11 protein-coding genes are annotated in these 11,781 nt (G+C 59.2%); 3 read left to right on the forward strand and 8 right to left on the reverse strand.

Annotated elements, in window-relative coordinates:
* Positions 1–54: 54 nt before the first annotated feature.
* The 5 genes from BLS91_RS13465 to BLS91_RS13485 form a co-directional block, all read right to left on the reverse strand.
* Complete coding sequence (locus BLS91_RS13465; RefSeq protein ID WP_092341270.1) at positions 55–1,074, reverse strand: ABC transporter permease; 1,020 nt, start codon at positions 1,072–1,074, stop codon at positions 55–57.
* Positions 1,074–2,609 carry a sugar ABC transporter ATP-binding protein gene (locus BLS91_RS13470; RefSeq protein WP_158252738.1) on the reverse strand — a complete coding sequence of 512 codons (1,536 nt, stop codon included), beginning with the start codon at positions 2,607–2,609 and terminating at the stop codon, positions 1,074–1,076. The genes BLS91_RS13465 and BLS91_RS13470 overlap by 1 nt, the downstream gene beginning before the upstream one ends.
* A complete protein-coding gene (locus BLS91_RS13475) occupies positions 2,606–3,655 on the reverse strand; it encodes an ABC transporter permease (RefSeq protein WP_104088313.1) in 1,050 nt (349 codons plus the stop codon). The genes BLS91_RS13470 and BLS91_RS13475 overlap by 4 nt, the downstream gene beginning before the upstream one ends.
* A 98-nt stretch (positions 3,656–3,753) precedes the next feature.
* Positions 3,754–4,908: a sugar ABC transporter substrate-binding protein gene (locus tag BLS91_RS13480; RefSeq protein ID WP_092341273.1), complete on the reverse strand. Its 1,155-nt coding sequence runs from the start codon at positions 4,906–4,908 to the stop codon at positions 3,754–3,756.
* A 175-nt stretch (positions 4,909–5,083) separates the two neighbouring features.
* Positions 5,084–6,319 (reverse strand): epoxide hydrolase family protein, encoded by a 1,236-nt coding sequence (locus BLS91_RS13485; RefSeq protein WP_158252739.1) that lies wholly within the window; start codon positions 6,317–6,319, stop codon positions 5,084–5,086.
* Between the two features lie 128 nt (positions 6,320–6,447).
* Here BLS91_RS13485 and BLS91_RS13490 point away from each other — a divergent pair, with 128 nt between their 5' ends.
* Entirely contained in the window at positions 6,448–7,605 is a 1,158-nt protein-coding gene (locus tag BLS91_RS13490) for a beta-keto acid cleavage family enzyme (protein ID WP_134505131.1), read from the forward strand.
* 55 nt (positions 7,606–7,660) lie between these two features.
* On the opposite strand, the gene BLS91_RS13495 is transcribed toward BLS91_RS13490, so the two are convergent.
* A complete protein-coding gene (locus tag BLS91_RS13495) occupies positions 7,661–8,410 on the reverse strand; it encodes a lipoyl protein ligase domain-containing protein (protein ID WP_420838506.1) in 750 nt (249 codons plus the stop codon).
* 47 nt (positions 8,411–8,457) lie between these two features.
* Between BLS91_RS13495 and BLS91_RS13500 the strand changes: the two genes are divergently transcribed.
* Together BLS91_RS13500 and BLS91_RS13505 are read left to right on the forward strand one after the other, a co-directional pair.
* Positions 8,458–9,090 carry an NUDIX domain-containing protein gene (locus BLS91_RS13500; protein WP_241982989.1) on the forward strand — a complete coding sequence of 211 codons (633 nt, stop codon included), beginning with the start codon at positions 8,458–8,460 and terminating at the stop codon, positions 9,088–9,090.
* Positions 9,091–9,187: 97 nt separating this feature from the next.
* Positions 9,188–10,153 carry a sugar-binding transcriptional regulator gene (locus tag BLS91_RS13505; protein WP_158252740.1) on the forward strand — a complete coding sequence of 322 codons (966 nt, stop codon included), beginning with the start codon at positions 9,188–9,190 and terminating at the stop codon, positions 10,151–10,153.
* A gap of 53 nt (positions 10,154–10,206) precedes the next feature.
* On the opposite strand, the gene BLS91_RS13510 is transcribed toward BLS91_RS13505, so the two are convergent.
* Together BLS91_RS13510 and BLS91_RS13515 are read right to left on the reverse strand one after the other, a co-directional pair.
* Positions 10,207–10,878 carry a 2-oxo acid dehydrogenase subunit E2 gene (locus BLS91_RS13510; protein WP_092341279.1) on the reverse strand — a complete coding sequence of 224 codons (672 nt, stop codon included), beginning with the start codon at positions 10,876–10,878 and terminating at the stop codon, positions 10,207–10,209.
* Entirely contained in the window at positions 10,878–11,750 is an 873-nt protein-coding gene (locus BLS91_RS13515) for a class II fructose-bisphosphate aldolase (protein ID WP_199181836.1), read from the reverse strand. Before BLS91_RS13515 ends, BLS91_RS13510 begins: the two co-directional genes overlap by 1 nt.
* Positions 11,751–11,781 lie beyond the last annotated feature (31 nt).

Raw genomic sequence — 11,781 nt, forward strand, 5'->3', positions numbered from 1 at the left:
CCAGAGTTGGTGGTTTCCATAATGTCCGCGGCAGGCATGTTTCCCTCTCTTGTACTACTTGACAATGCTTGATTTGTTGCGCGACATGGTGAGGGCAACCACTGCGATGATGACCGCGCCGTAGACCAAGCTCTGTGCTTGGGCGTCAATACCGACCGCAGTCGTCGCGATGGGAACGAGGGCAACGGTCAGCGCTCCGAAGATCACCGTGAGCGGATTCACTACGCCCCCGGAAATCGACGTCCCTCCGATCAGCGCTGCGGCGATGGCGGGAAGCAGCAGGTCGCTTCCTAGGCCGGTGGGCGACGCGGATCCCGCCTGCGCGATGATCGCGATGCCGGCGAGTCCAGCCGCGAACCCCGAGAGAGCGAAGGCCAGCACCTTGAGCGAGCGCGTTCGAACGGCCGAGAAGATCGCGGCGGACTCGTTCTTTCCGATGGCCGTCATTCCTCGGCCGATGCGGGTGTAGCGCAGGAGTACCCAAAGAGCGACCGCCAGTAGCACGCCCATCCAGAACGTCATCGGCACATTTGCGATTCCGCTTTCGTACAACGAACGAACGCTCTCCCCGTTGCTAGAGACATAGACGGTCGTGCGGCCGCTGGCTACGAGCGCGATGGCTTGAAAAATTCCCAGCGTGCCGAGTGTCAGCGCAAAGGACGGCACCTGCGCGTAGGCGAGGATTAGGCCGTTCACGGCTCCGAAGGCGGTGGTGGCAAGGAGAACGATCAGTGGCGATAGACCCGCTACGGGCCCGAGCGTGAGAGCAAGCAAGATTGCACCCAGCAGGCCAATCGCGGCATTCGACAAGTCGATCGACCCGACATTGAGCACCATTGCCTGCCCGAGTGCTAGCAAAAGGATGGGGGCCGACGACGACGCGATTATTGCTAATCCTCCTCCCCCGATGAAAGCTGGCGTGAGGATCGCAACGACGACGAGAATCGCAAGAAAGATGACGATCGGGCCAATCGCATGCCAGCCTCCGAGGCGCTTCACGGACGGCAACTTACCGCGGGCGGGGATGAGGACGGGTACGGCAATCTTCGTTGCCTCGTTATCAATCTTGGACATCAGAGCATCCTTTCGAGCAGGTCCAGAGTCGCGGGATTATCGTGACCGAGGTCGAAGACCCCCGAGATCCGACCGTCCCGCATCACCACGATGTCATCGGCGATATCTAACGCCTCATCGATCGTGTCGGGTATGAGAATAATTGCGGTGCCGCCATCGCACACCGACCGGATCTGCGCGTTGACTGTCTCCGCCGCACCCGGGTCGAGGCCTCGGAGCGGGTGGTCTAGCACGAGTGCCTTCAAATTTGAAGAGTTCAGCCACTTGGCGAGGACGACCTTCTGCTGGTTGCCGCCTGAAAAGTCTTGCAACATGTGCAGGGGCTCCCGAGGCCGAATGTCCAGCTTCTCAAACCACATCCGTGCCAAAGACAGCCTGCGTCGGGGAAGCTCGAACGGCCCAACGGCCGCGGAGCCGGGATGCGTGAGCGTGATGTTTTGATCCGCTGGCATTTCCCCCACCATTCCCTCAGTCTTGCGCTCCGCAGGCACGTAGCCGACCCCCAGGTCGACGGCACGTTTGATGGACAGCTGGTGCCCGGAGTATCCCGCGATCGAGACCGATCCGGAGTCAAAGCCTTCGGCCCCGAAGACCGCTCGCACCACGGACTCGCGGCCTGAGCCGCTGGTACCCAGAATGGCCAGGACTCGGCCGGGGTAGGCATCGATCGATACATCCGCATAGGATCCTGCCCGGGTGAGGTCGTGGATCGAGATGATTGGGCTGCTCGTCGCCTCAATACTCCGCCGGTTTCGAACAGCAGCGTGGGTCTCCCGACCAACCATGAGGCGAAAGAGTTCCTCTTCGGTAACGTCATCGACGGGGCGGTCGGCGATCAATTCACCATCGCGCATGACGACCACCCTGTCGCAGATGCGCATGACCTCGTCGAGTCGGTGCGAGACGAAGATAACCGAGCCGATGTCGCGAAGCTTGGAGATTTCCCTCTCCAAGATCGCGGTCTCCGTCCTTTCTAGGATTGCAGTTGGTTCATCGAGGATCACGAGAGGCGTCGTGTGGCTGGCGGCACTTACCCGGATCGCCCGCGCAATCTCGACCATCTGGCGATCAACGAACGACAGGTCGCTTACTCGTGTCTTCGGATTCAAGTGCGATCCGATGAGGTCGAGAGCCTGTGCTGCGTCCGCGTACAAGCGTCGCCAGTTGTACAGCCCTAGCCGATTGACACCGCCCCGGCCCATTGGTGTGTTGACCTCGATGTTTTCGGCGATTGTGAGGTTTGTGAAGAGAGATTGCTCCTGGTGAACGACCCCGATCCCCGCGCGCAGGGCATCGGCTGGTCCGCGGAACTGAACTTCCCGTCCGTTTACGGCGATTGTTCCTTCGTCGTGGCGATAGTTGCCCGAGAGCATCTTCAGCAGCGTTGACTTGCCCGCGCCATTCTCTCCAATGAGGCCGATGACCTCACCCGATTGAATATTAAGCGACACTTTGCGAACGGCACGATTCGATCCGAAGCTCTTGGAGACGCTGTCGAGGCGAAGCACTGCGGGAGTTGTGGTCACGTCGTTCACTTTGCCACCTGCAATCTGTCGCGCTGCGACCACGCGGCGAACACGATAGCGGCGACCAGGATCGCGCCGGTAACTGCCGACTGATAACTCGACTCAACGCCGGAGAGTATGAGTCCGTTGTTCAGGATCGTCAGCAGGAATACGCCCAATACGGTGCGCAGTATCCCCCCTTTTCCACCGCCGAGATGCGTGCCTCCGATGACAACCGCAGGAATGACGATGAAGAGCACTCCGGAGCCGACGGTCGGTGACCCGATGTCGAGTTGAACAGTGGCCAGGATGCCGCCGAGACCGCTCAGAAGCGCGGCAATGGCGAAGACGGCAACCTTTACGCGGAAAGCCGGAAGGCCCGCCGAGCGCACGATCGTTTCGCTGTTTCCAATGGCGAGGGTCACCCGGCCGATCCGGGTACTGCGTAGAACGAATATGCCGAGGCCGATGACGAGCAGCGCCACCCAGAAGGAGTTCGGAAGCCCGAAACTAATTCGCGAGGTCCAGCCCTTCAACCCCTCATCTTCAAGACGAGGGAGAAGGTCGGTTCCATAGAGCATGGTGGCGATTCCGAGGCCGACATACCACATTCCCAGAGTAACGATGAATGAGGGAACCTTCAGCGCGGTGAAGATGAGGCCGCTGGCGACACCGATCACAAGAGCTACGCCGAGCGCTATGACCCAAGCCCATGGCCCCAAGTCCGCTCCCCCCCGCGAGTTGGCGCTGAGAAGGATCCAAGTCATTCCGGTGGCCCCCATGACTCCCTCCACGGACAAGTCGATGGATCCAAGGAGGATGACCAGGGTCGCTCCCACGGCAACGATCAAGGGGATAGCGGACTGGGTAAGCACATTCTGAAGGTTGGAGGCAGTCAGAAAGCGTTCGTTGAGCAAAGAAAACACACCGATAAGAACGGCCAGAGCTACGAGTAAACTCAGCGGTTCGGCGAGACCGCGGAACCGAGCACGGCGCTCGATGCCGGATTCGCGGATCCTGATCGCAGTGGTGCTTATGCCCCCCGCGACCTGTTCCGCTACAACTTTGTGAACCATGAAAATTCTCCTCGCATATACAGATCTCGTACTGGTGATGCGGCTGTTCCCGGCCATCGTCTGGTGACGAGGGCCGGGAACAGGCCGGCCGCAATGCGCTACGACTTGGGCAAAACCTCGGGGCCACCGCCGCCGACGAGGGTCGCCGGCTCGGTGTCCCACGGGCCAGTCTCGACAAGATTGTCAACGAAATCAGCTGCAGCCGTGTCAGTGTCGTACTTCGCGTAGTCGCCAAGCGTCTCGGGGGTTACGCACTTGATGTCAAAGAAGCTATCCCGCTTGTCCTTGGGCAGTTCGGACGGAACGATCTCGCCGATCGCGGCCTGGTAGGCCGTGTACAGACCGATGGCGGAGGCCATGTAGCCGCGGTGGAAGGTTTCCCCGACAATGGCATTGTTGCCGTAGCCCTCTTTCATTAGTTTTACCGTGTCGGGGTACAGACCGTCAGAGGCGAACTTCACCGAGTTCAGCAAACCGGCGTCATCGAAGGCTTGGAGCGCACCGAGCTGCATACCGTCATCGGCACTCCAGACACCATTGATCTGGTCGCCGTACTTAGCGATCAGGTCCTTTGAATTCTGGTTGGCCAGCTGCGGGTCCCAGTTCGAAGCCTGCTTCTCGAGAATTTTGATGTCAGGGTAGTTTTCACGCATCTCAGCCTCGAAGCCGGCGACACGCGTCGCGCTGGTCGTGCTGTCTTCCACGCCGGGGAACATGATTACGTTGCCCTTGCCCCCAAGTGCATCACCGATTGCCTTGGCATTGCAGCGGCCTGAGTCCACACCAGCGTGCTTCTGGAAGGCCACGAAGTTATCCCCCGCGTCCCAGGGCTCGAAGTTATCGGGTTTGTTCCACCAGATCGATACGTAGCCACCGGCACGCTTCACAGCGTCCACGATGGTCGGGGTGTCCGAGCTCGCTACCGTGTTGACGAACATCACGACCTTCTTGCCCTGCGCCAAGATCGCCTGAATCTTCGAGATTTCAGTCTGCGACGAACCCTGCGAGTCGATGATCTCGAGAGGAATGTCAAGTTTTTTGGAGAGGGCCTTAGCTCCCTCAATGTTGGCGATGAAATAAGGGTTTGTGGTGTTGATGACGGATGCGACGAGGACGAGATCCTCTTTGGCGATCGGCCCCGAGGAACCTGTGGCGGTTCCACCCGCGGTCGACGTGCACCCGGCGAGAGCGAGCGCAGCAACAGCCGCGAAGGCGGCGAGGCGGAGCGCGCCGCGTTTGTTTCTGAGAGACATCTTTGACTCCTTTGTCGTGGGTAAGGCTTGATTTCAAGTCGTTTGCATTTTTATTCAGCAAATAAATTTTGATTCACTGTGAGGATATGGGTACTCGCGCGTGCACGCAAGAGAATTTCGCCGGACGGCCCACACGTGACCGATTCGTTACGATTTGGAACGAGAAAATCGTGCGTCAGCGCAGAGTTCGGAAGAAATCCCGAACGTCGTTCACGTAGATTTCCGGTTCTTCCAAGGGAGCGAAGTGACCGCCGGTGCTGTGGACGCGGTACTGCTGGAGGTTGAAGTACTTCTCCGTCCACGTTTTCGGCGGCTTGTAGATCTCGCCCGGGTAGATCGAGACCGCGGTCGGCACTCCCACGACCGGGAACCGGTTGTGGCTCGGCGTCCACGGGTTGCCCCGGCACTCCCAGTAGTACCGGGACGAGGTCCCACCCGTTCCCGTCAGAAAGTACACCGCGGCGGTCGTGATCAGGTCTTCCTTTGGCCACACACGCTCGAATGACTCTGTGCCGCTGCCACGTTCCGCGAGGCCCCAGAAATAGCGCTTCTCGGTAATCCAGGCCAGCTGGGCCGCAGGCGAGTCGGTGACGAGCGCCGCGAGCGTCTGTGGCTTCGTCAACTGGATCTCACCGTAGCCACTCTCATTCTCGACGAACAACTTGCCACGTTCGAACCAGCCGGATTCGTCGGCGGAGTACTCGCTCGCCGCCGGCAGTCCCAAAAAGGTGTCATACTCGACGCCGTCGGGCTGGTCGGGATGATCCGGAAGATAGTGCGACATCTGCGCGGGAAAATGTGTGTACACCCCGATGACGTCAGATTCGTACTTGTGCCCGTGCTGCTGGGCGATGAGCGCGCCCCAGTCCCCCCCTGCGGTGGCGTAGCGGTCGTACCCCAGAATCTGCTTCATAAGAACGTTCTCGAGATCGGCGGTCTTCCAGAAATTCCACCCTGTCTCCGTCAGCGGAGACGAAAACCCATAGCCAGGCAGGGAGATCAGAACGACATCGAAGGAATCAGACTCCAAACCGCCGAACCTCACCGGATCCGTCAGAGGCTCAATAATTTTTCGTACGTCCCAGAAAGTCCAGGGCCAGCCATGGTGGAGAAGCAGCGGCTTCGGGTTCGGCCCCTTGCCGCGCACATGGATGAAGTGCAGGGGCACGCCCATCACGTCCACCTTGAAGTGTGGGAGTTCGTTCATCTGGCGCTCCACAGCACGCCAATCGTACTCGTTGATCCAATAGTCAATGAGGGTGCGGTGGTAGTCGGTATTGTAGCCGTAGCGCCAGTCTTCGTTCCCAAAATCCTGCGGGAATCGTGTGCGTTTCAGCCTCTCCATCATGTCGTCCAGATCCGCGTCGGGGATGCGGATCTCGTACGGCTGGACATCAAACGAATTCGACAACCTAGAACCTCCTCGTTCTGCGTCGCACGCGTGAAGTATGTTTTTATTCATTGACTGCGTGTATATTCACTTTATATCCCAACCGGGATATATCTGTCAACGAATCGTGCTCGGTCAGAAGAATCAGCGTGTTGCGGCTGCTGGTGGAATCGGTTGGAATCACTGCCGATGACGCCGATCGAGGCCAGCGCGAACGGAAATGTCCGCGGAAGCGCCCCATCAGCGACGTCGCTGCAGTCGAGCTAACGCTCGCGAATCGGAACCAAAAAAATCGTTGTCCGGCTTTTGCCGCACGCCATCGCTGCAGGTGCAATCATCTCGAGAAAGAGAAGTGGACCATGGGCACTGCCCTCGACAAATATGCGGACATGAAGCCCAATTGGGACTACCCGGTCATTATCGAGTCCCACATCAATGGGATCCGTACGAAAGAGATGAACCCCAACACGCCAATTTCCTATGACGAGATTGCGGAAGACGCGATTCGTTGCTGGGAAGCCGGCGCCGGCGCGATCCACGCCCACAACACTAGCTTCGATCTCATGGGCGCAGACGCATACAAGGACTACATGCGCACCTGGGACATGGTGTTGCAAAAACATCCTGACATCACCTGGTACCCGACGACCTGCAATAACCTTCGCCTCAAGGGAGACGAGAACGGGCTTCAACACGTCCCTCTACTGATTGAAAAGGCAAATGTTCGCATTGCCTGCGTCGATACAGGGCTCACCCTGTTCGCTACAGAAACGGATGCCGAGGGCTACCTCGCCGGGCCGGAATTCGGGTTCAACTACGAGCGGGTGGGCAGCCAAATCAAAATGCTGCGCGAGCACGGCACCCCCATGGTCTTCGGCGTCTACGAACCAGGCCACCTTCGCCACGCCATGCACTACGTGAACAAGGGGCTCTCCACACCCGGCTCTATGTGGGATTTCTATCTCATTGGCGATTACGGTCTGACTGCCACAGAACCCATCGGAACGAACGGCATGAAGCCGAGCCTTGAAAGCCTGTACTACTACCTCTGGATGATCGAGGAAGCCAAGGTCAAGCATCCGTGGTACATCTCGATCTGGGGTCAGGGTGCGCTCGACGACACCTCAATCCTCCGGAGGGCGATCGAGCTGGGGGGCCACATCAAAACTGGACTGGAGCTGTTCTATGATCCGGCCCGCAACCCGACAAACCTGGAACTGCTGCAGCAGGCGCAAGAGATCGCTCGGGAGGTCGGCCGACCCATCGCGACCGCGGACGAGGCGAGAGCCCTGTACAACATCCGATGATGCGCAAATGACGAAAATATTTCGCGGAGTCCTCTTCGTTCAAATGTGAGACTAGTTACGTACGCGTTTCGACAATTTGGCTTGCCTGCGGGCGTGCCCATGCCGAGCGTCGTTGTTGGAGCCCGGTCACGAGCTCGTTCACTATTTCATCGAGTGTTCCTCGTACACCCTCATCACGCAGGCTTCCCAGGCTTGCGGGCGACCACTCAAGGTTCATTGCACCGTAGACCGCATCCACGACTGGTCGCAGTCCCTCGGGCTTGTCAAGAACAATGCAGGCGGTGAGGAGCCTGGCCCGGCGCATGGCGCGCTGAGCGATACCTACAACTTTCACTCGCCCTCGGGCATTGACGCTATGGTCACCCGCGCAGTACTCCCCGACGACGGGACCGACTCGAGCGTCGAGGCCGAGGTCGCCCAGCACATCTCGAAAGCAATCGGCGCCCACCTCAAAGGCGGCTATGTGATTACCGTAGAACTCCAAGGGGGCCATGAGATCGATAATCAGGCAGGTCTGATCGTAAGCCACCGCTCGTCCCCCCGCGAGGCGGATCACCGGGTCAAAGCCGAACCTGCGAGCGGCCGCTGAGGCTGCGGCGAATTCGGGCATCAAACTCTCGCGTCGGCTGAATGCCACCGTTGGAATCGGGCGATATGCCCTGATCCGAGCATGAGCATTAACGTCCTGTTGCATCTCGCGGAGCACGCGCAAGGATTCGTCGATGTCGTCTTGTGCCGTGCTGCCGACCCGGCCCAGTGATAATTTCGGAATGCGAGTGTGCAACTGCCGGTTCGCCGTGGTCACGTCGCGCAAGACCATAATTTTGAATCTAGGAACAGGAGATAAATCAATTGTCTGATCAGCTGGCGGATATGCAAGTGCACCATGAGGTGCGTTCTACCACGACCGACTTGGAGGGGCTTGTTTGGGATATTCGATCCGACGAGGTCGTGTACGGGGAGACCATCTTGACGCGGCAGTATCTCTCTCATCGCGGCGCGGTTGCGATCGTTGCCCTGGATGAGGACGATCGTGTTTTGCTGATACGGCAGTATCGCCATCCAATACGTGCACGAGAGTGGGAGCTTCCGGCAGGCATTCTCGACGCTGCCAAAGAAAGTCCCATTTCGGCCGCCCGACGAGAATTGTTGGAAGAAACCGGACTTGCAGCCGCGAATTGGGAGCTGCTGCTGGATTTCTTCCCCACCCCAGGTGGCAGCAACGAAGCAGTCCGCGTCTTTCTCGCACGTGGCCTGGAGACAAAAGCGACCGACTTTCGCCCCACTGGAGAAGAAGTGAATATCGAACTTCGCTGGGTTCCGCTCGACGATGCTGTCACGGCAATTCTTGACCGTAAGACGCAGAACGGAACCCTTGCGGTCGCAGTATTGGCGGCTTTCGCTGCCAAGGTGCGGGGCCGGACGAACGCGACAAGTGCGGACGCTCCGTGGGATCGCCATCCGTCGGCCTCCTTGCACCACTGATTCCCGAAACACTAATCAGTCCAGCCTAGGGAGTTTTGGATATTCTTGCAATTGACGAATGTTGATACACTTGCGTATCTTAGTGAAAGGAAGAGTCATGTCTGCTGATCCGGAACCGCGCCGCTTCATGACCAAGGTTGCGCGTATGTATTACACGCACGGCATCCGGCAGATCGATATCGCGTCGAGCTTGGGCATATCGCAAGCGCGCGTGTCCCGACTGTTACAGGCCGCAGAGCAGGCGAAAATTGTCCGAACGGTTGTTGTCGTCCCCGAGGGCCTGCACGCGGAGATCGAAGAAGATCTGCAAGGGCGTTACGGGTTGTCCCAAGTTCACGTCGTTGAAGCGCTGGATCTGGACGACGAGGGTGGGATCAATCGCGACCTCGGCGAAGCCGCCGCACTCATCCTCTCGGCAATGCAGTTATCGGGCAAAACTATCGGCTTTACTTCGTGGAGCCGGTCACTGCGTTCACTCGTGACCACCCTCGAACCGTCGAAAAAGAGGTCCGACGCCACTCGCATCGTCGAGATGCTCGGGGACGTCGGCCCACCACAGCTGCAGCATGATTCCACCCGTTCCACGCAACGCTTTGCTGACCTAATCGGCGGGACGCCACTGTTCATCCGCGCCCCCGGAGTTCTGTCTTCGGCGGAAGTGCGTGAGGCAATGATTAGCTCCGACGCACACACCCGCGAGGCGATCGCGGCGTTGGATGAATTGGACGTTGCTCTCGTCGGTATCGGTACCTGCAATATCGACGCGCCGCTGGAACCGGGCGGCAACTTTTTCACCGTAGAACAGTTCGAAATGGCCAAATCCCTCGGCGCCGTCGGACAAATCAACCTGAGATTCATCGATGCGGAGGGAATCCCGATCGAGAGTGAGCTTGATTCCCTGGTGATTGGCGTGACCCTGGCCCAGCTTCCCGGCACGGGCGGCCGCTTTGCCGTCGCTGGTGGAAGGTCGAAATACGAGGCAGTGCGGGCAGCGCTTCGCGGTCATTGGATCGACACTCTGGTCACGGATATGGAAACGGCAGAGCGGCTGCTGCAGGAGTGAAGATAGGTGAGCGGCGGCCCGCACCGCGAGCCGCCGCCATCGAATACACGTTGTTACAGCGGCGCTTCCAGTTTCGTCTTCAATGCTCCGAGAAACTCGGCCGCAACCGCTCCATCCAGGGCGCGGTGATCCGAGGTGAGGGTCAGTTCGGCGATGGGACGCCAACTTCCGCCATCCTCAGTCCAAACATGACGGCGGATGGTGGCGCCGACGGCCAGGATGGCAGCCTGGGGCGCGTTGACGATGGCATCGAAGCGGGTCACCCCGAGCATGCCAAGATTCGAAATCGTGAACGTCCCTCCCGTGATGTCGTCGCGCCCCAGCCCGCCGGAACGTGCACGGCCGACGATGTCGCGCCGGCGCTGAGCGATCTCTTCAAGATTCAACTGATCGGCGTTGTGAATAATCGGTACTGTCAGACCCTTGTCCGTGGCGACAGCTATACCCACGTGGGCTCGGGGGAAAGATACGACCGCCTCGCCGTCCACGTGCACGTTCACCGCCGGAACAAAGATCAGAGCGTGCGCGGTCGCACGAACAAGCACATCGGTCACGGTCGCCCCCGGCACGACGATCTTGGCACGCGACGCCTCCGTCATATCAACCTCGACCGTGAGGTGGAAGACGGGCGCTTCCCACGCCGTGACCATGCGCCGCGCCGCGGTGCGACGCATGCCCTTCAGCTCGGTACGCTGGCCCTCGTCGAGATCTAGTGGTTGCGTCATCACGCCCGCGCTTCGGTCAGAACGGCGGTTGTCGAGGCACCGGCACACCCGTACTCGCGCATCTTTGCGATCGTCGCTTCGATCATCTGGCGCTTTCCTTCGGACATGGCGTCTTCGAGCTGGCGGTCACCCTGCGCCCAGGTCTCTTCGATACCGCGGCGAAAGGCATGGCGGAGATCAGTATCGGCGTTCAGCTTGTGCACGCCAGCCGCGATCGCGGCGCTGATATCCGACTCCGGTACTCCCGATGCTCCATGCAGAACGAGGGGAACGCCCGTGACATCCCGAATGCGCTGGATTCGTTCGATGTCCAGGGGCAGTGGGTCACCAGAGGTGATGCCGTGCATCACACCTGCCGAAATCGCTAGGAAATCGACACCGGTTTCCGCGACGAATCTTTCGGCTTCGTCGACGTTGGTGTAGTGCGCTGACCAGTCGATTCCGTTGGATGCATCGGGAATGCTGCCCAGTTCCGCTTCTACTGGAACGCCGAATGAATGTGCAACCTGAACGACGTAGCGCGTAGTTTTCAAGTTCTCTTCGAACGGCAAGTGCGAGCCGTCAAACATGATCGAGTCAAATCCAAGACGCAGGGCTTCGAAGACCTCGTCGTACGTACCGTGATCGAGGTGGATGACCGCATCCGCGCCTGTACCGTCGAGTTCACGACGGGTCATGCGGTACGCAGCCTCAAGACCCATGTGAGGAACAATCGCCCGCCCAACTTGCAGGAACACTGGGGATTGAGCGCGAATTGACGCTTCGATCAGCGCTTGCGTGGTCTCAGGGTTGTGCATATTGAAACCACCTACTGCATAGCCACCTGCTCGGGCGCGGGCAACATAGTTTTCGGCTGTCTTCGTGGTCATCATGATCCTCTCGATTGGTTCAGTTGTTAGACCA

It is taken from the genome of Cryobacterium flavum, from assembly GCF_900103805.1.
Classification (GTDB): Bacteria; Actinomycetota; Actinomycetes; order Actinomycetales; family Microbacteriaceae; genus Cryobacterium; species Cryobacterium flavum.